Below are 22,983 nucleotides of genomic sequence, written 5' to 3'. Positions count from 1 at the left end.
AAATCGACATCACCCGTCAGCAAAACCTGGGTGAGACATCATGGCCAAGCGAGTGCACTACCCCCACTGCCTGAGCGCAGCTCTGGCATTACTGCTGGCGGCCGAAGCGCCTGCCAGTCCCATTGACGACGTTGGCCCTCCGGACGCGGGAGATCCGTCGGCCTACAGCGAGATACCGGCGGATCCTCAAGCGGCGTTGAACAACCTGCTCCTGTTGCCTGAAGCCAACGTCGGCGCGTTCGACACGGCTGCCGGGGAGGGTGATCGCACTACCCCGCGTCAGGAGAACGAGCGTCCGCCGGCGTTGCAGACGTCCTTCAATTACCCCACCAATGGGGCACCGAGCCCGATGTTCGGTGCCCAGCCCTTCAGCCAGCAACTGCTGTTGTTCGAAGAGTTCGGCCCAACCCGTCTGGACCCGACCACCCCGGCCGGCCTGCTGATGTTTCCGTTGCCCAGCACCGGCCCGGCACCGCAACAGGACCCGATCAACGTGGCGCGCAGCGCCCCCGGCGGCCCCTTGCTCGACGCCTTTCTCAAGCAGCCGGGCCTGACCCCGTACCCCAGCCAGTTCGCCAATACGGTCGATCGCAACCCCTGGCAGGCGCCGGTCCAGCAGTTCCTCAACCGCTATGTCGATGCCCCCGCCGAAGGACGCCCGCCAGGAAAAGGCTGGTCGCATCAGCGCTGGAACGAGTTCTACCCGCAGGCGGCCTACAAGACAGCCCAGGCCGGGGCGCGGATCAACGGCGGCCTGCGTGACGGCATGCAGCTGCACCATTACAGCGTCGGTGAGTTTGCCCCGGGTGGGCTCTATTACAACACTGCCGGGCAGGCCAACACCCTGGGTACGACCAAGGGCATCGATACCCGTTTCCACCCCAACATGCCTTTGCAGGACCACAAGTCGCTGTGGACCTTCGATGGCACCTTGCCGGCCAAGCTGCTGATGGTGCGCTACGGCCAGCCACTGTTGATGCGCCATTACAACGCCTTGCCCATCGACCCTGCGGCCAACCAGGGGTTTGGCCTGCACACCATCAGCACCCACGAGCACAACGGTCACTCGCCTGCCGAAAGCGACGGCTATGCCAACGCCTTCTTCTTCCCCGGCCAGTACTACGACTATCGCTGGCCGCTGCAACTGGCCGGTTACGACAGCATCAACACCCGCGCCGAAGACCCCCGTGCCGCCTTCCCCTGCACGCCGGGCGAAACCCTGTGGGTCAACGATGCCAACCCAGGCCTTAAAACCTGCGACAACGGCAGCATCCGCATTCGCGGCGACTGGCGCGAGACCATGAGCACCCACTGGTTCCACGACCACATGCTCGATTTCACCGCGCAGAACGTCTACAAGGGCAACGCGGCAATGATGAACTACTACAGTGCCCTGGACCGTGGCAACGAAGCCTTCGTGGATGGCGTCAACCTGCGCCTGCCCAGCGGCTCGGCGTTGTCCTGGGGCAACCGCGACTATGACGTCAACCTGCTGATCGCCGACAAGGCCTGGGGCGCGAACGGCCAGCTGTGGTTCAACCCCTTCAACACCGATGGCTTCCTCGGTGACCAGGTGCTGGTCAACTGGCAGTACAAGCCGTACCTGGACGTGCGCGCCCGCAGTTATCGCCTGCGCATCCTCAACGGCTCGGTGTCGCGTTTCTTCAAACTGGCCATGGTCCGCGAGATCAAGGGCAACGGTGGCGAGTTCCCCGGGCCCAAGGGCTCCGGGCTGTCGTACGCGCGGGTACCGTTCCACATGATCGCCAACGACGGCAACATCATGGAGCATTCCGTGCCCTTCGACGGCAGCATGGACCTCGATGCCGACGGCGACCGCAAGGACCACAACGCCATCCTGCCGACCCAGGGCATCGCCGAGCGCTACGACATCATCGTCAACTTTGCGAAGAACGGCATCAAGCCAGGGGACAAGCTGTACCTGGTCAACCTCAAGGCCCACGAAACCGGCAAAGGCCCGAAAGAAGACATCGAACTGGCCGACGTGTTGTCCGAGAAGTACCTGGCGGTGATCAAGCAGACCAGCAAGGGCCCGCAGTGGGACCGGGGCGATCCGGCGGTGGGCAAGGTGCTGCAGTTCAACGTCAAGGCCTACAGCGGCCAGGACCTGGCCATGGACCCGGCGGAGTATGAACCGGCCAAGCCGGGCAAGGCCGAAGGCAAGGTGATGATCCCGCTCAAGCTGCACCGCGACAATCCGGCCGACCAGGCCCTGCTGGCCAAGGCCCGGCACCGTACCTTCACCTTCGGCCGCTCCGATGGCACCGACAAGGCGCCCTGGACGGTCAAGACCGATGGCGGCCTGGGCTACAACATGGACCCGCGTCGGCTCAGTGCCGCGCCACAACTGGCCAGCGGGCCGACCGATGCCGGGACCAGCGGCATCGGCACCCTGGAGATCTGGAAGATCCAGAACGGCGGCAACGGCTGGAGCCATCCGGTGCATGTGCACTTCGAGGAAGGCATCGTCCTCAGCCGCGGCGGCAAGGCGCCGCCGGAGTGGGAGAAGTGGGCACGCAAGGACGTTTACCGCATCGGCACCGAGGACGACGGCCTGGACAACGTCGAGGTGGCGATCAACTTCCGCGAATTTGCCGGGACCTACATGGAGCACTGCCACAACACCCAGCACGAGGACAACTCGATGCTGCTGCGCTGGGACCTGGAACATCCCGGCCAGTTGCAACTGATGCCCACGCCGTTGCCCAGCTGGGACGGGGTCAAGTACGTCAACTCCGCAGCATTGCCCACCTTCCGCACGGGTGATGGCAAGGGGCCGCAAGTCAAGGTCGGCAATTAGCCGGGGGAGAGGCGCATGGAGCGGTTTTCGCTGTGGATGGCTGCACTGTTGCTGTGTTGGGCGCTGCAAGGCGTGGCCGAGGAGGCCACGCCCTGGGGGCCTGGGTATTTTCCCAATACCGAGCTGATCGACCAGGACAGTCACCGGCTGCGTTTTTTCGATGACCTGATCAAGGACAAGGTGGTGGTGATCAATTTCATCTTCACCGGCTGCGGCGACTCCTGCCCGCTGGAGACGGCGCGCCTGCGCCAGGTCCAGCAACTGCTCGGCGAACGGGTCGGGCAGGATGTGTTTTTCTACTCGATCAGCATCGACCCGCTCAGCGACACCCCTGAGGTGCTCAAGGAATACGCGGCGAAGTTCAAGGTCGGGCCGGGCTGGCGTTTTTTGACCGGCGACAAGGATGAGATCGATGCCTTGCGCCGGCGCCTGGGGTTGTTCATCGAAGGCGTCGACAACGGTCGCAGCCGCGACCACAACCTGAGCCTGATCGTCGGCAACCAGGCCACCGGGCGCTGGATGAAGGCTTCCCCCTTCGAGAACCCGTGGATTCTTGCCGACCAGCTGGCCAACAGCCTGCAGAACTGGAAGCAGCCGAGCACGGAGCAGAGCTATGCCCAGGCACCACAAATCCGTCCGCCGAGCACCGGCGAGGAGCTGTTCCGGACCCGCTGCGCGGCCTGCCACAGCCTGGGGCCGGAAGAGGGCCAGGGCATCGGCATGCGCGCCGTCGGGCCGGACCTGTTGGGCGTCACCGGGCGTCGCCAGCGGGCCTGGCTGAGCCGCTGGATTCGCGAACCGGACCGGATGCTGGCCGAACGGGATGCCCAGGCCGTGGCACTGTTTCAGCAGTATGACCGGGTGGCGATGCCCAACCTGCGCCTGAACGAGGAAAACGTTGAAGCCCTGCTGGAATTCCTTGAGCAGGAAAGTGCCCGTCAGCAAGGGGTGGAACAGGCAAGCGCCGCGTCCGGCGGGGCGGGGGAGGTGCAATAAAGGCAAAATACTATCACTTTGTGTGTAGCCATAAGAATTGATGTGAAACGGCGCCATCGGGCTTGGGCTATAAGTTTCTAAGAAAAAACAGCCCGCAAGGAAGATCGATGCAGGAGCTGAACCCGAAGTTGGCCGATGAGGGCCGCAGTACCCAGGTAGCACCGGACCGCACCTTGCGCGAATTCAACCTGCTGCGCTGGTTCTCCGTGGTCAGCCTGTTGATCATCGCTTCGGTGGCGGTGGGGCTTGGCTATGTCTCGACGCAGTTCGTGGTCAACGACGCCGTCGAGCGCGACGCCATGCTCACCGCCCAATTCATCCAGGCCATGGCCAAGGCCGAGGTGCGCCATTCGCGCATCCCGCCCGGCACGACCATGGCCGAACTGCTCGATCCGCGCCTGGATCACGAACACCCCTACGTCAGCGCCGACCTGGCGGCCTCCACCCGCATCGAATTCCTCGACCATGTCGAACACCTGCCCGACACCCTGCTGAGCAATGTCTATGCCCTGGACCGGACGATCGTCTGGTCCACCAATCCGGCCTTGATCGGGCAGAAAATTGTCGGTGACGACGACCTGGACGAGTCGTTCAATTCGCAGGTGCCGGTATCGGCCAGCTACCACAAGGCCAACGAAGACCGTGAAGAGCAGAAATTCCAGCGCGAGCCGGAATACCTGTTCATTGAAAACTACATCCCCATGTTCGATGACAGCGGCACCAAGGTGCTGTCGATGGTCGAGGTGTACAAGGAGCCCCGCGACCTGGTGCGGCGCATCCAGCGCGGTTACGTGCTGATCTGGACCTCGACCCTGCTCGGCGGTGCGCTGATCTATTTCGGCCTGTTCTGGATCGTGCGCCGCGCCGCCAGCATGCTGCAGACCCAGCAGACGCAACTGGTGGCCAGCGAGACCTTCGTGGCCCTGGGCGAGATGTCTTCGGCGGTGGCTCACAGCCTGCGCAACCCGCTGGCCAACATCCGCTCCAGCGCCGAACTGGCCCAGGAAATCGCCAGTGAGCACTCGCAGAAAAACATTGGCGACATCATCAGCCAGGTCGACCGTATGTCGCGCTGGGTGCGTGAGCTGCTGGTGTCGCTGCGACCGCTCAAGGATGATGCCGAAGCGGTCGACCTGCGCGCCGCCGTCGACGACACCTGCCACGCCTTCGCCCAGCAGATCGAGCGCAACAAGGTGCAACTGCAGGTCAGCGCTCCGGAGCAGGCGTTGGTGGTGAGCCAGCCGGTGTTGTTGACGCAGATTCTCAACAGTTTGTTTTCCAACGCCCTGGAAGCGATGCCGGGCGGTGGCCGATTGACACTCGACGTGGTCGAACTGACCAGCGAGCGCCAGTTTCAACTTACCTTGAGTGATACTGGCAAGGGCATGAGCCAGCAGCAGGAACGGATGGTCTTCAAACCATTCTTCACCACCAAGCAGGGCGGTCTGGGGGTCGGCTTGGTGCTGGTAAAACGGATCATGGAACGTTTCGGCGGCGCCGTCAGCCTCACCAGCCGCATCGAGGAAGGAACCCGTGTATGTCTGACTTTCAAGATTGCAACGGGAGGGGACCATGGAGCACAGCATCCTGGTGGTAGAGGATGACGAAATCCTCGCTGAAAACATTCAGACCTATCTGGAGCGAAAGGGCTTCGAGGTCACTGTCTGTCATAGTGCCGAGCAAGCCCTGGAGCAACTGCAGCAATGCCAGCCGGATGCGGTGCTGACCGACAACTCGTTGCCGGGCATGAATGGCCATGAGCTGATCAAGGCGCTGGCGGTGCGGGCGCCGGAGCTCAAGGTGATCATGATGACCGGCTACGGTAACGTCGAAGATGCCGTACTGGCGATGAAAGAGGGCGCCTTCCACTACCTGACCAAGCCGGTGGTGCTGGCCGAGCTCAAGTTGATGCTGGACAAGGCCCTGGCCACCGAACGCATGGAGCGTACGTTGACCTTCTACCAGGAGCGCGAAGCACAGAAATCCGGGTGCCAGGCCCTGATCGGCGAGTCGCCGGCCATGCTCGGGCTCAAGCACACCCTCAAGCAGCTGCTCGACGCCGAGCAGCGCATGTCCAGCGGCGACCTGCCGCCGGTGCTGGTGGAAGGGGAAACCGGTACCGGCAAGGAGCTGGTGGCCCGCGCCCTGCATTTTGACGGAACGCGCAGCAAGGGGCCGTTCATCGAATTCAACTGCGCCTCGATCCCGGCCAACCTGCTCGAAGCCGAACTGTTCGGTCATGAGAAAGGGGCGTTTACCGATGCCAAGGACCGTCGCCTGGGGCTGGTCGAAGCGGCCGATGGCGGCACCCTGTTCCTCGACGAAATCGGCGAGATGGACCTGTTGTTGCAGGCCAAGCTGCTGAAGTTGCTCGAAGACCGGACCATACGGCGTATCGGTGCGGTCAAGGAACGCAAGGTCGATTTGCGCATCATCAGCGCCACCAACTGCAACCTGGAGCAGATGGTGCAGCAGGGCAAGTTCCGTCGCGACTTGTTCTTCCGCCTGCGCATCATCTCGATCAAGGTGCCCAGGCTCTATGCCCGCGGCGAGGACATCCTGCTGCTGGCCCGGCACTTCCTGTCCCTGCATGGCAAGCGTTATGGCAAGTCGCACCTTTACTTCAGTCCCGAGGCGGAGGAGTTGCTGCTCAACTACAGCTGGCCGGGGAACGTGCGCGAGCTGCGCAACATGCTTGAGCAGACCGTGCTGCTGGCGTCCAGTGAAGAGATTGCCCCGCACCAGCTCAATGTCTGCATGAGCCTGGTGGACGAACCTTTCGAGATGCCGGTCGCGGTGCCCCATGAAAGTTTTCATGGCAATGGCGAGAGCGCGGCGTCCACCAGCCTGCCGGAGGTGGAGCGCGACATGGTGCGCAAGATGCTCGATCGTACCGACTGGAACGTCACCAAATCGGCGCGGTTGTTGGGCCTGAGCCGCGACATGCTGCGTTACCGGATTGAAAAACTGGGGCTGACGCGGCCGGACAAGCGGCAGTGGTAGGAGCGGGCTTGCCCCGCGATTGCGATATAACGGACACACCGCAATCGCGGGACAAGCCCGCTCCTACGCCCGATCGCAGCCTGGCGGCAGCTCCCACAACCCCTGTGGGAGCTGGCGAAGCCTGCGATCGACTGCGCAGCTGTCGCAAAGGTGGCAGCGGTTACTCGCGCCCGCGCATGAAGAAGCCGGCGACATACTTGCGAAATGTATCCAGGCTCTTGAAGTCGGCATAGCGCTTGAACGTCTCGCCCTCGGGCTCCGGCCCCAGCGGCTGGTCGGTGAGTGACACCGACAGCACCCGGTCCTGGTCGGAGCTGAGCACCAGCGCCCCCATGCCCTGGCCGCCGATCACCGGCCGGCGCATGATCACCCGCACCCCTTTGCCGGCCATCCAGTCGATCAGCGAGATCAGCATCTTCAAGGGCTCGCGCTCTTCGTCGCGGTACACCGGAAACAGCTGCCCACGCGACAGCACCGGCACGCTGGCGACGTGGATCAGCTCGTAATAATGGCTGCCGGCACTGGCCGGCGAGTAGATCGCCAGGGCCAGCAGCGGCCCCGGGGGCTTGCTGCCGCCCCAGAGCAGGTGATGGCCCTGGAAATCGAAACCGTCCTCGCTACGCTCGTTGAACAGCTTGCGCGCCTTGATCTGGCTGACGCAGTCGAGCAGCAGGCCATGGCGGCGATGGTTGCCGAAGGCGCTGGAGTCACGCAGCCGGGCCTTGAGCATCATCATGTGCTTCATGTCCAGGCGGGTTTCCAGGTAGTTGCTGGCCGGCACCCGCTCGATCAGCGGATAACGGCTGGCGACGTTGCGCAGTTCGGCGAATTGCCCGGTCAGGTCCTTCTTCAGGTGCGTGGCATAGACGTTCAGGCCACCGGCCTCGATCAGGGTCAGCAGCAACGACAGCAGGCGCTGCTGTTCATGCCTGTCGCCACCGGCATTGCCTGCCTCGCCTTCAGCGCCAGGGCGCCGGAAGTCGCCGATCAGGCGCAACGGCATATCTGGCGGCAACCAGGCCGCCGGCAGGACGTCGGCGTCGTCCTGTCGGCCCGGGTCGCGCTCATCCTTGATGAAGTCGCAAGCGGGCGCATGGTCTGCGGTGCCCGGGTTGTTCTTCAGGAACAGGGTGCCTGTGTTGCCATTGAGGTTGACGTTGAGGACCGGCATCGACCGGGGCTGGCAATCGCACGCCAGCCAGTGACCGGCGGCCCGGATCCTGAGCAGAAGCTGGTTGGCCTGCAGCAGGCGGGGGCCTTCGAGGCTGCCTTGGGCAAAACCGCGCAGCAGTTCGTCCTCGGCGGGGGTGAGGGTACGTACCAGCGCTGCGTTCTTTTCGATGATTCGCATGAGTGTCCTTAACTCGAAACCCCTGGCTGCAAACCACAAGCAGGACGGTCTGCCTGTGGTGTGCAGCTTAACGCCAGTGGCTACTACTGGCCACCGAACAGCTTGGCGGCGCGGGCGCGGATTTCTTCCACCGTCAGGTCTTCCTTGTGGGTGGAGACGAACCACAGGTTGCCGAACGGATCTTTCAGGGTGCCGCTGCGGTCGCCGTAGAACTGGTCCTCCACGGCACGGACCTGGGTGGCGCCTGCCTTGATGGCCTGGGCATAGCGCGCGTCGACATCCTCGACATACAGGTGCAGGCCGATGGCGGCGCCGCCCAGCGACTGGCTGCTGACCAGCCCGCCCTCCATGTCGCACGGGTCGGCCAGCATCAGCGAGGAATCACCGATCTTCAGCTCCGCATGGCCAACGCGCCCGTCGGGGGCGTCGAGGCGGAACATCTCGACCGCACCGAAGGCGGCCTTGTAGAACTCGATGGCTTTGGCGGCATCCTTGATGCCGAGGTAGGGGGTAATGCTGTGTTGTCCTTCGGGGATAGGTTTGACGGCCATTTTATGCATCCTCCTTAGCGCGCCGCGGGTGAATGGCGCGAAACTGTATATTTGTACAGTTTCGGCGATTCGGCAAATCAAAACCCGCGGCGCAAGACGGACGGCAGTCAGAAGATGTAATCGGTTGTGAGGAAGCTCGAATCGCGATTACGGATGATGTCGCTGATCAATTGCTTGTTGCTGTCCTGGAATTTGGTTGCCACCAGGGTGCGGATCGAGAACACCCGCAGGGCATCGTGTACCGACAGGGTGCCTTCGGCGGAGTTCTTGCGCCCGTTGAAGGGGTAGGTGTCCGGGCCGCGCTGGCACTGGGCATTGAGGTTGATGCGTCCGACCTGGTTGGCGAAGGTATCGACCAGGCGCCCGACTTCGGCCGGGTTGGTGCCGAATATACTCAGTTGCTGGCCGAAGTCCGAATCCAGCACGTAGTCGATCACCGTCTGCAGGTCACGGTAGGGCACCACCGGCACCACCGGGCCGAACTGTTCTTCCTGGTAGACCCGCATCTGCGCATTCACCGGGTACAGCAGGGCCGGGTAGAAGAACGAACCACGGCTCTGGCCGCCACCTTCGTTGAGTACCCGGGCACCCTTGTCCACGGCATCGGCCACCAGGCCATCGAGGTAGTCGATCTTGCCGGCTTCGGGCAGCGGTGTCAGGGCAACGCCCGGCTCCCAGGGCATGCCGGGCTTGAGGGCGGCGAGCTTGTGCTGGAATTTTTCGAGAAAACGTGCGACCACCTCTTCATGGACGAAGAGGATCTTCAGCGCCGTGCAGCGCTGGCCGTTGAAGGACAAGGCGCCGGTGACCGCCTCGTTGACCGCGTTGTCCAGGTCCACTTCAGGCAGCACGATTCCCGGGTTCTTGGCATCCAGGCCCAAGGCCGCGCGCAGCCGGTGGGGGCGCGGGTGGAGTTTTTTCAGGTCGCTGGCCGCCTTGTTGGTGCCGATGAAGGCGAAGACATCGATCTTGCCGCTGGCCATCAGGGCGCTGACGGTTTCGCGGCCGCGGCCATAGATGACGTTGATGACCCCGGCCGGAAAGCTGTCACGGAAGGCTTCGAGCAGCGGACGGATCAGCAGTACGCCGAACTTGGCCGGCTTGAACACCACGGTGTTGCCCATGATCAGCGCCGGGATCAGGGTGGTGAAGGTCTCGTTCAGCGGGTAGTTATAAGGGCCCATGCACAGCGCCACGCCCAGCGGTGCGCGGCGGATCTGGCCGAGTGTGTCCTGCTCCAGCTCGAAGCGGCTGGAGCGTCGGTCGAGTTCCTTGAGGGCGTTGATGGTATCGACGATGTAGTCGCAGGTGCGATCGAACTCTTTCTCCGAGTCCTTGAGGTTCTTGCCGATCTCCCACATCAGCAGCTTGACCACCGCCCCGCGCTGTTGGCGCATCTTGCCCAGGAAGGTTTCCACGTGCTGGATACGTTCGGCCACGCGCATCGTCGGCCAGGCGCCACGCCCTTTGTCGTAGGCCTGCACGGCGGCGTCCAGGGCGGTGAGGGCGGTGTCGGCATCGAGCAGCGGGGCGCTGCCGAGGATCACCTGGCGCTCTTCACCGTCCTCCTTGAGCCAGACCGGGCTGCGCACCGTGGCCAGTGGCCCGTCCCAGCGGTGCAACTGGCCACCGACCAGGTACTCGCGTTGCACCAGCGGCTCGCCCAGGCGGTAGGCCTCGGGGATCTCGTTGGCGGTGGGAAACAGCGAATCGAGCAGACGGTCCATGGGCGCAGCACCTCTTTTTCTGTGATGGGTGAAACGTTTCAGTTGGAGCATACCCCTTGCCCGGCAAAAAAAGCCAGCCTCGCTCAACATTGCGCCGGCCTCGCCGATAACCGATTAATTGGCTGCGAACAATGGACCCATGAACACAAGAATCCTCGCACTTGATGACAGTCTGATTCTGCCGGAAACCTTGCGCACCACCCTCAACCGCCTGCTGCCCATCGGCTTTGCCCTGATCGGCATCGGCCTGTCGGTGGCGCTCGGCCGCCTGGATGTGCAGCGCCAGGAAAGCGAACTGGTGGCCAATGCCGGCGCACGGCTGTCCGGGGTGCGTGCCGCGCTTGAGGCCCAGCTGCGTTCGGCCTTTGGCGAAACCGAGGGGATCGCCCAACTGCTCAGCGCCGATGGCGATATCAGCCCCGAGCACTTTCATGACATGGCCCGCCAGGCCATCGCCTCGGTCCCGCATATCCGCCATATTTCCCTGGCCCCGGCCGATGTGATCGCCGATGTCTACCCGCTCAAGGGCAACCAGGGCATCATCGGCCTGGATTACCGCCACCTGCCCGACCAGTACCCCATGATCCTGCGCGCCCGGGAGCACTACAGCCCGGTGCTGGCTGGCCCCGTGCAGCTGTACCAGGGCGGGCGCGGGTTGATCTACCGGCGGCCGGTGTTTCTCAAGGGCCACAAGGGCGTGAAGCTGTACTGGGGCAATGTCTCGATCGTCGCCGACATCGACCGCCTGCTCAGCGCCGCCGGCCTGGACCTGGACCCAGGCTTCGAGCTGGCCCTGCGCGGCAGCAACGGCCAGGGTTCGGTCGGCGGGATGATCTGGGGCGATCCCAAGGTCTTCGATGAGCATGCGGTGACGGTCAACGTCGATGTGCCGGGCGGACTCTGGCAACTGGCGGCAAGCCCACTGGGCGGCTGGCCGTCGATGAGCCTGTTCGCCTCGCCGCTGTTTCTGTTCGCCCTGACCTGCACGGGCCTGTTCAGTGTGTTCGTCGCCCAGCTCAACCGCAGCAACCACCTGATCAAACTGCGCAACCGCGAGCTCAAGCAGTCCCAGGCCCAGCTCGAACGCCTGGCTCATTACGATGCGATCACAGGCTTGCCCAATCGCCTGCGCTTTAACCAGTACCTGTTCGAAGCCATCACCCGGGAATCGCAGCTGGCCGTGCTGGTGCTGGACATCGACGGCTTCAAGCAGGTCAACGACAGCCTCGGCCACCCCATGGGCGATCTGTTGCTGCAGCAGGCCACCGCGCGGTTCATGCAGATCATTGAAAAGCACGACTGTGTCTGCCGGCTGGGTGGCGATGAGTTCGCCTTTTTGCTGGTGGGCAGCGAAGCGGTTTGCCTGGAGCAGGTCCAGGCCCTGCTGCACACCCTGCAGCAACCCTTCGACCTCAAGGGCAGTGCTGCCCTGGTCACCGGCAGCATTGGCCTGGCCTGGTTCCCGGAGCACGGCCACAGCAGCGACCGGCTGCTGCGCCATGCCGACACCGCCATGTACGCGGCCAAGGAAAGCGGGCGCAACGCCTGGCGCCTGTATCACCCGGACATGACCCAGCGCCTGCAGGCGCGCCTGGGCCTGGAGATGAACCTGCGCCGGGCCCTGAAAAACAACGAGTTCGAGCTCTGGTACCAACCCAAGATCGACCTGTTCAGCGGCTGCGTCGAAGGCGCCGAGGCCTTGCTGCGCTGGCGCGATCCCGAGCACGGCCTGGTGTCGCCGGCGCAGTTCATTCCCCTGGCCGAACGCACCGGCCTGATCATCCCGCTGGGGGAAAAGGTCCTGGACCTGGCCTGTGCGCAAATTGCTGCCTGGCGCGCCGCCGAGTGCCTGCCCGGGCCGGTGGCGATCAACGTCGCGGCCCTGCAGATCGAACGTAGCGACTATGTCGCCAGCCTGTCGCGCACGCTCCAGCGCTACGACCTGCCGGCGACCCTGCTGGAAGTGGAGATCACCGAAAGCCTGCTGATGGAAAGCCAGCAACTGGCCTGCGAGGTGCTGGCCCAGTTGCAGCAATTGGGCGTCGCCACGGCGGTGGACGACTTCGGTACCGGCTACTCCTCCCTGGCCTACCTGAAGATGCTGCCGATCAACCACCTGAAGATCGACCGCGCCTTCATCAAGGACCTGCCCCATGACGACGATGGGGTGGCGATCACCCGGGCGATCATCGACCTGGGCCATGCCCTGGGTTTTCGCATTACCGCAGAAGGCATCGAAACCCGCGAGCAGTATGCGTTTTTGCGCAATGCTGGGTGTGACCAGGGCCAGGGCTATGTGATTGGTCGGCCGATGCCGGCCGAGCAGTTTCAGCAGTGGCTGGCGCAGGGGCGGGTGTGCCTGGTGTAGTGGTGGTGGTGGTGGTGGTGGTGGTGGTGGTGGTGGTGGTGGTGGTGGTGGTGGTGGTGGTGGTGGTGGTGGTGGTGGTGGGAGCGGGCTTGCCCCGCGAAGCTCCACCATGGCACACAGGGTTCGCCATGCAGGATGGTGTTATTGATCGACCATTGGAAAGGGTAGAAATCAGCATCGGGTACTCAAGCAGTAATGGCAGACTGGCATGAAAGCCTGAGCCAGCAACATACCTCATTCCTGTAGTACCGGCCTGCATTGGCTCACGAACGTCAGCTAAGCCTAGGTTCTGTACGAAATCCCGAGAAACCCAATCGCCGCCCCTCGAACGCTGAGATTTTGTAGAGTCCCCCGCCATCAACGGAAAGGAGTTCTGTGATGGCAAAACGTTACGAACTCTCGGACGAGGCCTGGGATGTGGCCTCCGATCTTTTCAGCGAAACCTCTGGCAGGGGGCGGCCTCGCTTGAGCGACCGACTGATGCTTGATGGTGTGCTCTGGGTGCTCTGCTCCGGTGCTGCGTGGCGAGATATGCCAGACCGCTTTGGCCCATGGTCAACGGTGTATCAACGGTTCAGGGGCTGGCGAAACCAGGGAACGTTCGATCAGATGCTCAAACGCTTGCACCTGAGACTGAATGAGCAAGGTTTGATTGATTTGCAGACCTGGATGATCGACTCAACAGCTGTACGCGCCACCCGGGCCTCGTCAGGCGCCGGGAAAAAAGGGGGCCTGACGAGCCTGCCGATCACGCTCTAGTCCGCAGTCGCGGTGGCCTGACCACCAAAATCCACATGCTCTGCGACGCCAACGGCACACCGTTGCGCTTCCTTCTCTCTGGCGGTCAAGCCAGCGACATCAGCTACGCCCAACCACTTCTGGATGATGTCAGCATTCCTCGAATCACCGTGGCCGCCCCCGCAAACGCTGCAAATGGCTGCTCGCTGATAAGGGCTACGACGCCGAAGCACTGCGCCGTTACTGCGACCAGTATCGAATGCAGCCCGTCATCCCGCTGCGCTCGATGAAGCGCAAACCCAAACCTGGCTTGCCGAGGCTGTTCGATCGACCCAAATACCGACAGCGCAACATAATCGAGCGCATGTTTGGGTGGTTGAAAGAGAACCGCAGAATCGTGACGCGCTTCGACAAACTCGCGAAAAGCTATGCTGCCATGGTTTCACTGGCGTGTTCCATGCGGTGTTTGCGACATCTCTTTTCGTACAAGGCCTAAGAAGCCCAGCTCAGAACTGCCAGGAGGGTGGAGCGTGTAAACCTATTTTTTACCTGTAAACCTCAGTGGTTTACAGGTAAAAAATTTGGTTTACAGCGATCCTAGATCGCCCAGTCGCCGACTGGACGTCATGCCGATTTATCAACGTGAGCGGCTTGCTTGGCCTCACGCGCCGCTTTAAACAATCCATCCAGCCACGTTTGTGCCATCAGAGCACGTAGCCAGCGATAACCTGCTGAGGAGTTGCTCTGATCCTGATGTTCAGCAGAACATTCGGGACATGCTGCGGTGCGGATGATGACCGCCTCCTGTGGGTCGGAATCAGGCGCTCACCACCGGCCGCTTTCGACCCAAAGCTGTCCTTGACGAGGACAGCTAACGACCCATTGCGGAGGTTCAGTGCGCGTATTGATAGCAAGCTTTAATAACTCCAGGTATGAACTTACGGCTTGTACTAGCGTTATTCCCGTTCCAGATTTCTCGCATCTACTGTGATTGCATCCATAATCCCTATTAACTCTCGAGCCAAGTCAGGCTCGAAACGTTGTAAGTAGGCTGATATTGCTTCGTTGCGTAATACTCTGGATAAATAGCCTTTAGCTACAACTAGTACCAACATGGTTTCACCCAAGGTATCCTCTACAAGCCGGTAGTCATGGTAAAGCCTCTCCATTTCTCTTTCCATTTTCATGATGCTTTCAGGAGATACCCCTTCGACTGAGGTTTTCGACACAGTTAAGTCGTCAGGCCTTGTCGCGGTCAACACCATTTGTGCATAGCGTCCGGTATAGCAATTTGCAGAAATCATCATCTCCGCAGCTTCAATCTGCCGCATTGGCTTCATTTTACGAAGGATAGGGAATACAGGCTGTCCCACCATCCGCGTTTTTAATAGCTCAATAGCCTCCGGTGCGATACCCTTTAAGAGACTTTGCCGTAATTGGATGCGATCAAGCCTAATGTTGAGGACTTCTGCAATTCTTTCTGCTGAAACGCCTCTCTCGATTGCCTGGGTAATCATTTTGCTTTCTTGGATTGGCGTCAGTCGATTTATTTGCCTATTGTATGTAAAGCCCTCATCATCCGTGGAAAGCAAGCAGAGTGCGTGTTGTGCGCCTAGCTGCTTCAAGGCGGCTAGGCGCAGGTGTCCGTCGAGTATTAAATATCTAGATGGCTGTTCATTTAAATCAATTGGTTCGTGATGAATGGCCAGCGGCTCAATAATTCCAAGCTCCCGAATGGATGCTAAAATTGATAGATATTTGGGTGAGCTGAGAGTGGTTGCCTGGATCATTCGAGATGGTAGTAGTTGAGAAGTAGCCACAGTTATTAGCCTGTTGTCAAAGGCACTTTTTAATTCGCTCATGCTTCCCCCTTAACGCGATCGGCTAAGACTTGTGGCATATCCTCAATTCCTTCATTTTTCAACAGGGAGCAAAAGTACTCATCCGAGATAAGCTTCCTTAGGGCGGTGACCACGAACAACAGGCGTTGCTCGCCGATATCAGCTTTTTTCACCATTAATCTTTGCCTGCGCACCTCGGATTGATAGGCGTTAAGAAGCTGGCGGGAGGTGGTGATCTTTTCAGGGCTTTTTTGATGATTAAAACATTTCCCAGTCGCGCGGCGATTATCAATTAAGCGGCGGACCTTCATTAATTGCTCGCCCTTCAATAGCCCACTCTCATACGCCTCAAGCATGGCGGCTTGGATTACAGTGTCGTCCGAACGTGCAACTGTTATGGCAATTTTAATCGGTAGCCAGCCTTTTTCCACAGCGCTGATTAATCGCTCTTCACCTTGTCGTAGCAAAATAAGTATGCCGCCTACGTAGTTGTAATCTAAACAGGTTTTTTGTGAGATCTGTTTGGTGCTATACCCACGATCATGCATTGAATTTATTGCTTCTAACAGGTCGCGATTCGTGTGCTTCCGTCGGGCTAGGTTTTCGACCAGACTGATCAAATACCTATCTAATTCATTAGCTTTTATTACAACGCAAGGTATGTTTCGCGCGCCCAGCACTTTAAATGCCTCGAATCGTCCCTGGCCACACACTAGATCGAAACCTGTATTGGTGCGCACTACCGTGATCGGTCTCTTTAACCCTAGATTTGCGATGTTTTCAACCAGTCTTGCAAAAACTTTCTGGTTTCGCTGCCTAGGGTTGATGACTTTAATTAGCTCTAAGGGGACTTGTTCGATTGATGAGGCTCGAGCGACATGTAGCGTCAGTGGGGCTTCTTGAGGGGCGTTCATTATGCGGCGCTCGACAGATGGATTCGCTTACTCAGCGTGGACAAAATATCCAAGTTTTCAAAACGATAGAGCTCCAACTCCCTAGGGTTTGAGTCGCCCAATCGCAAATTAGGGGCCACTAGGTCAATCATCGGGAAAAGATAGTAATCTAAAACTTCACTTTCACCTGGAAGCATGCGGACGGCGACAGTGATATCTGGGAAAAGGCTGAAGTCAAATCGTACCTGCCAGCGCCGGCGTGTGGCACCTATTAGCTGGCAGCGACAGAGTACAATTGAAATAGTAAATTCATCATTTACGAGTATTAATTGAGTTCTTGGGTCTACGGAGATTCGACCTCCTGCAGTCTCAATTTTTTGTTGTGTATCAGTGAAGATCTCGGGGAAACGTTCGCGTAAATGTCGATTGGCTTCTATGAAGCCATAATCCCTGGCAGGCTCGTATCCAATTAGTCGGTAGCTATCAATCAGACTTCCAAATCTTTTTCTGTAACAACTGCTTGATGGCAGATCCTCCTGCTCGTCTATGATAAGGCCTGATAGACATCCCCGCTCGTGGAATAGACCTTTTAAGCTTGTCAGCATCTCCTCGTTTGACCAAAAGCGTGCACGAGCTTGAATGATGGCTTGGGCAGCAATGAACAGAGAGTGGTCAACGATCGCTGGAAATGCTGCGTCTGCTCGTATCCATTCAGTTGCTGGGTTGGCGGTACGAGGCATCTTTAGTTTTGCTGATGTATGATTCCAAACATTGTTCCCTATGTATTTTTCATTCACAAGGATCTGATGTACTACGCCGCGTGTCCACGGTCTGTTCAAATCGGTGAGTATGCCACGCCTGTTTAGTGATTCGGCAATTTCTTTCTCTGTTTTAGCTTTCTTAATGAATGAGTTGTAAATCTCCAACACTATTTCTTGCTCGGAGTCGGGGCCTGGTGCGAGGACCACTCTGTCAGTTTGAAGGCTTTTGTATTCTTTGTGGCATAGCATTGCCTTGTGCTTGCCAGTTTGGTCTATCAGTTGGCGACGTAGACCGTAGCCTGCAGGGCCGCCTTGTCTATACCCTAATTGGATTAGTCGCGATTGTCCGGCAAATACCTTTACAGAAAGTTCGCGACTGTATTCTCCGGCCATCATTCTTTTAACGCTTTTGACAATGCTGGATACGGGAGAGCCGTCATTTACAAATTGTTCAGCGCAATACTCTACTCGGACGCCGGCTTGTCGGCAGCGCACTTCATAACTAGCGCTGACGTCTGGATCTTGAAAGCGCCCCCAGCGGCTAACGTCATAAACGAGAACGGTAGTGAAATCACTATTTCCAAACTCCACATCCGACAATAGACGTTGTAGAGCTTCGCGCCCATCTAAACTGAGCCCACTTTTTCCTGCGTCCGTATAAATTTTCACGACATCGAGATTGTGGGTCTGCGCATAGATGTTGATAGCATCCAGCTGATTCTCTGTGGAGTATTGCTGGTGCTCTGTCGACATCCGGACATAAGCTGCCGCTCTGTTATTAGCTTCTGCGCTAAAAGATGTGCTTTGTCGCATTGGCAGACCTATAGGCGTTGGTTCATGGCATACCGGTACAGGACAGGCAGGGTTGCTGTATGCCTATCAGTGATCATCAAATACTAAATTTAGGAAGGGGAAGTGGAAAAATGATCGCGAAAATGGGCATTTGCTTTCCAATTAGCGCTGATGTGTATGCTCATGCTCTGGCATCTGCGCTGCTAGACGAGCTCGGCAACTCACATAGAGCTATAAAAACCCTGCGAAATTGGACTAATGCGAGTGAGAGAACAACGAAAAATTGGCTCGCCGGTGCCAATGGCCCTAGTGGGCTGCATCTGATAGAAATCATGCGGCACTCTGATACTGTTCTTCATACTGTTCTTGAGCTGGCGCAACGAAGATCTATTGTCGCGGTGGCGCTTCTGCCTGCTTTGAGGCAGCGTCTGCTTGAGACTGCTGAGCTCATTGATGCGTGCCTCGGGCCCAGCTCGCACTCAGCCACGTCGTGACTGCTACCAAGCAAAAGATTGCCGGAAGCGGCTGATATGAGCACTCTCCGCTGACACGGCGCCTCTTCCTTGGGGCGAGGCTTGAAAGCACTTCAGGTGTTGGAGGCTATTGCTGGGCATTTTATGATCTTGCGAACTGGTGCAGGATATGAAGCGAACCCTAGAGGGCATAGCGTTAGCCGGCGAACCGCTTCTGCGGCTGGCGTTAGAGGCACTCAGAGCTCATCACAGGCGGCCAAGGATGGTGCTTCTGCAAAGGAAATTGAAAGACTTCGCTTGCTGGCGGATTCGCTTTTTCAAACAGTCGTGGCCACCAGCTTTTCAAAGGTGGTGGGCTGTCGCAAGCGATCCACTAATGAGGCAGGTGCCGAATGTCCAATCCTCCTGAAATTCTGTTCCCTGATCACCCTGCGTACACCGATGCTGTCGAAGCCATGCGTCGCTGGCACGAAGCCAAGGATGCCGGGGCTCCCGCTTTGGAGGTAGAGCGATTGAGGCAGATTGCAGAGTCGATGTTTCAAGCTGTCACAGACTATCAGCTTCGAGCTTTTGGGTTGCGCGGCGGCTCCGTTCATTGAGCGAGGCGCCATGGAGCAAGGTGGGTGTGTAGCATCGCGCTTCTAACGTCAGAGCTGCCAAGCCCGCTTCATCCGCTACTCAACCAGGGTTATTACCTGAGGGCATAGACTGACCGCTATGGGGCCAGGCTGTGTGGAAACGCAAGTGAGTACGTCGAGTAGCGAAAGAAGCTGGGGCAGCCTGCTAATTCAGCAGATGTAAGTGCAGATCTACCTCAGTCGGGCACCAGATAGCTGTATACGGACAAAAAAAACGGTTGGACTCATGGTGTAGGCAGCGAACATCGCGGTAAAGGCAAGCACCGACAGGGCTACGTTTGCCAGGAAGTAAGGCTCGCAAAAAAACGCGCCTGGCTACGCAAGTCCACTTTCGGTACGCGGGGAACGCTGGGCATCCAGGTGATCACGGCAAATGCCATGACCGCCGACAGGGCGGACAGTGCCCAGAATGCACCTCGCCAGCCGACAGCGTTGGCGGCGAGGGTCCCCAGGGGAATGCCGAGCAACAGCGCAGCAGAAATACCCAGGTAGACCCGGGCAACCGCCTGGCCGTGGCGATCAGGGCTGACCATGCTGGCTGCGGTTTCGCTCGCCGTCCCCCAGAAGACCGGAAGCACCAGGGCGGGCAGAACGCGTGCTATGCCCAGCACTCAGACGTTCGGGGCAACGGCGGCAAGTGCGTTGGCAGCGGCGAACACCATCAGGATAGCGGCGAACAGCTTGCGGCGATCGAGGTGGGCCAGGGCTGCGGTCAGGGGAGGGCCTGCCAGCATCACCGTGAAGGCAAACAGTGTCACCAACTGGCCGGCGGCGGAAATCGAGATACCCAGGTCGCGTGCCAATCCCGGCAATAATCCGACGATCAGGAATTCGGTGGTGATGATCAGAAAGGCCGAGATGGCCAGGATGAGTGTTCCGGTGTTCGCCCGCCGATCGCAGGCAAGGTTAACAGGCGGGGTTTGAGCAGCAGTCATGAAAGCGGTTCCTGAGTCCAAGGTCCCGCCAGTCTATTGGTTCAAAAAATTCCTATCGCTGGCATTAATTCATCAGTCAGAGGAATAAAATTCACTAATTGTTCGGCATCAATTGGTGCCCGTCTGTGCGCAGCGAACGCGACAGCACGTCGAGCAGCGCGCGGACCCGGGGCAGCGAGGCCCGCTTCTTCAGCCACACCAGGTTCATCGCCAGACCGTCCGTAGCCAGGTGGGGCAGCACTTCAACCACCTCACCGCTCGCCAATTGCCGATTGACCAGCCAGGTGGGGAGCTGTGCGATGCCGAACCCCTGGACAACACCCTGCACGACACCCTCGCCATCGCCGATGGCAAGTCGCCTATCCCCGCGGACAAAGCCACGCCACCACAGGCACCAGCATCAACGCCAGCAGTGCTATACCCGCTGCAACATACCCGAGCGACGACAACCCAAGCGTCGGTATCACCAGGCCCCCTAGCAGTGCGCCCATCCCGATACCCGCATTGGCGGCAGAAACATTGGTGGTACCCGCCAGTGCCTGGGAGTGGGTCACTGAGCGCATGACCCGGACCTGGCAAACGGGATAGAGCGCCGTATTGGCGATAGCCCAAAGGGCAAGGCTGGCCCACAGCGGCACCCACCACGCAGCAAGCAGGCCGAAGGCGGCCATGCCCACGGCGAGTAGCGCCAGAAAGAGGGCGGTGGCGCGCAGTGGCGAGCGACTCACCGCCCGGCCACCGATCCAGTTGCCGATCAAGCCGATGGCGCCAAAGCCCATGAGCCACCAGCCGACATTCGACGCTGCCACCCCGGCAATGCGCTCGAGCATGTCGGCGAGGTAGGTGTAGGCAACGAACATCGCGGTAAAGGCAAGCACCGACAGGGCTACGTTTGCCAGGAAGTAAGGCTCGCGAAAAACACGCGCCTGGCTACGCAAGTCCACTTTCGGCACGCGGGGAACGCTGGGCATCCAGGTGATCACGGCAAATGCCATGACTGCCGACAGGGCGGACAGTGCCCAGAATGCGCCTCGCCAGCCGGCAGCGTTGGCGGCGAGGGTGCCCAGGGGAATGCCGAGCAACAGCGCAGCAGAAATGCCCAGGTAGACCCGGGCAACCGCCTGGCCGTGGCGATCAGGGCTGACCATGCTGGCTGCGGTTTCGCTCGCCGTCCCCCAGAAGACCGGAAGCACCAGGGCGGGCAGAACGCGTGCGATGCCCAGCACCCAGACGTTCGGGGCAACGGCAGCAAGTGCGTTGGCCGCGGCGAACACCATCAGGATGGCGGCGAACAGCTTGCGGCGATCGAAGTGGGCCAGGGCTGCGGTCAGGGGAGGGCCTGCCAGCATCACCGTGAAGGCAAACAGTGTCACCAACTGGCCGGCGGCGGAAATCGAGATACCCAGGTCGCGTGCCAATCCCGGCAATAATCCGACGATCAGGAATTCGGTGGTGACAATCAGAAAGGCCGAGATGGCCAGGATGAGTGTGCCGGTGTTCGCCCGCCGATCGCAGGCAAGGTTAACAGGCGGGGTTTGAGCAGCAGTCATGAAAGCGGTTCCTGAGTCCAAGGTCCCGCCAGTCTATTGGTTCAAAAAATTCCTATCGCTGGCATTAATTCATCAGTCAAAGGAATAAAATTCACTAATTGCCCGGCATCAATTGGTGCCCGTCTGTGCGCAGCGAACGCGACAGCACGTCGAGCAGTGCACGGACCCGGGGCAGCGAGGCCCGCTTCTTCAGCCACACCAGGTTCATCGCCAGGCCGTCCGTAGCCAGGTGAGGCAGCACTTCAACCACCTCACCGCTCGCCAATTGCCGATTGACCAGCCAGGTGGGGAGCTGTGCAATGCCGAACCCCTGGACAACACCCTGCACGACACCTTCGCCATCGCCGATGGCAAGTGCTGCCGGCATGAACCGTCGCTCCCTTTCACCAGGCTGCGTGCCGGTCATGAACCAGGGGCTGCCGATCCCGTCGGCCTGGCCGTACACCACGCAATCATGGGCGTGCAGATCACTTTCCTCGGTCGGGGTGCCCCGTGCTTTCAAGTAGGCGGGGGATGCGCAAAAAATGAAACGCTGTGCCCCGATGAACCGGTGCTCCAGTTCGTCCGGCCAGATGTCCGAACCGCCGATACGCACCACGATATCGATGCCCTGGGCAGCCGGGTCGACGAAATTGTCCGTGAACGAGACATGCGCTTTCAGTTGTGGATGACGCTTGATGTAGTCAAGGATGACGGGCAGCACGTGTAGTCGCCCGTAGGATGCCGGCAGGTCGATGCGCACGCGCCCGCGTGGTTCGAAGTAGTCCTCATGCAACGACAGCTCGGATTCCTCAAGGTCAGCGAGCACCCGCGAGCAGGTGGTGTAGAAGGTCGCCCCGGCGTCGGTCAGCGCGAGCCGCCGGGTGGTCCGGTCGAATAGGCGCACCTGCAGACGAGCTTCAAGTCGTGCAATGCCCTTGCTGACAGCCGAGCTCGTCAGGTTCAGACGCTGCGCTGCGGCGGCAAAGCTGCCGAGGTCGGCCACACAGACAAATACATCGATTCCTTTCAGACGCTCGGATGAGTGCACCGCTTTCTCGCCTACACAGCTTTATTGGAGGGGTATCAGGGGCGCATGCTCGTTCTTCAGCCTTGCGCCTGCCGCCACTCTATCCCATCCAGCACCGCATCAATCAACCCCATGGCCATCTGCACCGAATGCTGGGTCGACCACACAAACCCACGGCCGTCAGCACTGGTGTACTGCACCGCCTGGGGAATCGTCGCATGGGCGCATTTGAGGTAGAGCAAGGCATGCACCAGCGCATCCTCGGCAGGTACGCCTGCGCGTACATTGAACAGTGGAGGATGGTCCGGGCAACTGGTGACCGGTGTTTCGGCGGTTTCGGCGAGGTGCAGGCTTGGGGGATCGGGGACGAGTTTTTTCATGATGGAGCTCCTGGTTGGGTGGAGCCACCACTCGCTCGTCGCCAAACGAGATTGGGTGGTAGCTGTACGCGGGTTGGCGAACCGGATCAACACAGGAAACCCCGGCAGGGCCTAAGCCCTCCCGCGCACAGCCACCATAAAGCCGGCGCGAACGTC

The 22,983-nt window shown here is 59.8% G+C and carries 17 protein-coding genes and 2 pseudogenes; 8 read left to right on the top strand and 11 right to left on the bottom strand.

The window, feature by feature from the left end; genetic code table 11:
- The first annotated feature begins 40 nt into the window (after positions 1-40).
- The 4 genes from ACIQUS_RS23075 to ACIQUS_RS23060 all read left to right on the top strand — a co-directional run bounded on the left by ACIQUS_RS23075 (position 41) and on the right by ACIQUS_RS23060 (position 6,820).
- The gene (locus tag ACIQUS_RS23075) at positions 41-2,821 is read left to right on the top strand and encodes a multicopper oxidase domain-containing protein (protein ID WP_403052001.1); all 2,781 of its coding nucleotides are present in this window, start codon (positions 41-43) and stop codon (positions 2,819-2,821) included.
- 36 nt (positions 2,822-2,857) lie between these two features.
- Positions 2,858-3,817 (top strand): SCO family protein, encoded by a 960-nt coding sequence (locus tag ACIQUS_RS23070; RefSeq protein WP_403052150.1) that lies wholly within the window; start codon positions 2,858-2,860, stop codon positions 3,815-3,817.
- Positions 3,818-3,924: 107 nt separating this feature from the next.
- Positions 3,925-5,421: a sensor histidine kinase gene (locus ACIQUS_RS23065; protein WP_403051998.1), complete on the top strand. Its 1,497-nt coding sequence runs from the start codon at positions 3,925-3,927 to the stop codon at positions 5,419-5,421.
- Entirely contained in the window at positions 5,390-6,820 is a 1,431-nt protein-coding gene (locus tag ACIQUS_RS23060) for a sigma-54-dependent transcriptional regulator (RefSeq protein WP_403051995.1), read from the top strand. Before ACIQUS_RS23065 ends, ACIQUS_RS23060 begins: the two co-directional genes overlap by 32 nt.
- Positions 6,821-6,980: 160 nt before the next feature.
- Here the strand turns inward: ACIQUS_RS23060 and ACIQUS_RS23055 are convergent, their stop codons facing one another.
- The 3 genes from ACIQUS_RS23055 to ACIQUS_RS23045 form a co-directional block, all read right to left on the bottom strand.
- Positions 6,981-8,171, bottom strand: a complete 1,191-nt coding sequence (locus ACIQUS_RS23055) for a hypothetical protein (protein WP_403051992.1) — start codon at positions 8,169-8,171, stop codon at positions 6,981-6,983.
- Between the two features lie 83 nt (positions 8,172-8,254).
- Complete coding sequence (locus ACIQUS_RS23050) at positions 8,255-8,722, bottom strand: VOC family protein (RefSeq protein WP_403051990.1); 468 nt, start codon at positions 8,720-8,722, stop codon at positions 8,255-8,257.
- 107 nt (positions 8,723-8,829) lie between these two features.
- On the bottom strand, positions 8,830-10,449 hold the full coding sequence (locus tag ACIQUS_RS23045; protein ID WP_403051988.1) for an NADP-dependent glyceraldehyde-3-phosphate dehydrogenase: 1,620 nt from the start codon (positions 10,447-10,449) through the stop codon (positions 8,830-8,832).
- A 139-nt stretch (positions 10,450-10,588) separates the two neighbouring features.
- Between ACIQUS_RS23045 and ACIQUS_RS23040 the strand changes: the two genes are divergently transcribed.
- The 3 genes and pseudogenes from ACIQUS_RS23040 (at position 10,589) to ACIQUS_RS23030 (ending at position 14,051) form a co-directional block, all read left to right on the top strand.
- The gene (locus ACIQUS_RS23040) at positions 10,589-12,817 is read left to right on the top strand and encodes a putative bifunctional diguanylate cyclase/phosphodiesterase (RefSeq protein WP_403051986.1); all 2,229 of its coding nucleotides are present in this window, start codon (positions 10,589-10,591) and stop codon (positions 12,815-12,817) included.
- Entirely contained in the window at positions 12,805-13,029 is a 225-nt protein-coding gene (locus tag ACIQUS_RS23035) for a hypothetical protein (RefSeq protein WP_403051984.1), read from the top strand. The genes ACIQUS_RS23040 and ACIQUS_RS23035 overlap by 13 nt, the downstream gene beginning before the upstream one ends.
- A gap of 166 nt (positions 13,030-13,195) precedes the next feature.
- Positions 13,196-14,051 (top strand): annotated as a pseudogene (locus tag ACIQUS_RS23030) (IS5 family transposase).
- A 460-nt stretch (positions 14,052-14,511) separates the two neighbouring features.
- Here ACIQUS_RS23030 and ACIQUS_RS23025 read toward each other — a convergent pair.
- Genes ACIQUS_RS23025 through ACIQUS_RS23015 form a run of 3 tightly spaced genes read right to left on the bottom strand, consistent with a single transcriptional unit; the run spans position 14,512 to position 17,863 of the window.
- A complete protein-coding gene (locus tag ACIQUS_RS23025; RefSeq protein ID WP_403051981.1) occupies positions 14,512-15,417 on the bottom strand; it encodes a plasmid partitioning protein RepB C-terminal domain-containing protein in 906 nt (301 codons plus the stop codon).
- The gene (locus tag ACIQUS_RS23020) at positions 15,414-16,310 is read right to left on the bottom strand and encodes a ParB/RepB/Spo0J family partition protein (protein ID WP_403051978.1); all 897 of its coding nucleotides are present in this window, start codon (positions 16,308-16,310) and stop codon (positions 15,414-15,416) included. The genes ACIQUS_RS23025 and ACIQUS_RS23020 overlap by 4 nt, the downstream gene beginning before the upstream one ends.
- A complete protein-coding gene (locus tag ACIQUS_RS23015) occupies positions 16,310-17,863 on the bottom strand; it encodes a recombinase family protein (RefSeq protein ID WP_403051975.1) in 1,554 nt (517 codons plus the stop codon). Before ACIQUS_RS23015 ends, ACIQUS_RS23020 begins: the two co-directional genes overlap by 1 nt.
- Positions 17,864-18,707: 844 nt before the next feature.
- Between ACIQUS_RS23015 and ACIQUS_RS23010 the strand changes: the two genes are divergently transcribed.
- Positions 18,708-18,914 (top strand): hypothetical protein, encoded by a 207-nt coding sequence (locus tag ACIQUS_RS23010; protein ID WP_403051972.1) that lies wholly within the window; start codon positions 18,708-18,710, stop codon positions 18,912-18,914.
- 267 nt (positions 18,915-19,181) lie between these two features.
- On the opposite strand, the pseudogene ACIQUS_RS23005 reads toward ACIQUS_RS23010, so the two are convergent.
- The 5 genes and pseudogenes from ACIQUS_RS23005 to ACIQUS_RS22985 form a co-directional block, all read right to left on the bottom strand.
- Positions 19,182-19,888, bottom strand: a pseudogene (locus ACIQUS_RS23005) (MFS transporter); the annotation flags it as partial.
- Between the two features lie 94 nt (positions 19,889-19,982).
- Positions 19,983-20,216: a LysR substrate-binding domain-containing protein gene (locus ACIQUS_RS23000; protein WP_403051969.1), complete on the bottom strand. Its 234-nt coding sequence runs from the start codon at positions 20,214-20,216 to the stop codon at positions 19,983-19,985.
- 31 nt (positions 20,217-20,247) lie between these two features.
- The gene (locus ACIQUS_RS22995) at positions 20,248-21,438 is read right to left on the bottom strand and encodes an MFS transporter (RefSeq protein ID WP_403051966.1); all 1,191 of its coding nucleotides are present in this window, start codon (positions 21,436-21,438) and stop codon (positions 20,248-20,250) included.
- 94 nt (positions 21,439-21,532) lie between these two features.
- Positions 21,533-22,468, bottom strand: a complete 936-nt coding sequence (locus tag ACIQUS_RS22990) for a LysR family transcriptional regulator (RefSeq protein WP_403051964.1) — start codon at positions 22,466-22,468, stop codon at positions 21,533-21,535.
- A gap of 56 nt (positions 22,469-22,524) precedes the next feature.
- Positions 22,525-22,827, bottom strand: coding sequence for a DUF3077 domain-containing protein (locus ACIQUS_RS22985; RefSeq protein ID WP_403051961.1), 303 nt, complete (start codon positions 22,825-22,827; stop codon positions 22,525-22,527).
- Positions 22,828-22,983: the final 156 nt, after the last annotated feature.

This window comes from Pseudomonas sp. NPDC090755 (assembly GCF_044769005.1).
In the GTDB taxonomy this organism is placed as follows: Bacteria; Pseudomonadota; Gammaproteobacteria; order Pseudomonadales; family Pseudomonadaceae; genus Aquipseudomonas.
The sequence above is the reverse complement of the archived record's forward strand: the minus strand, read 5'-3'. Positions and strand labels throughout refer to the sequence as shown.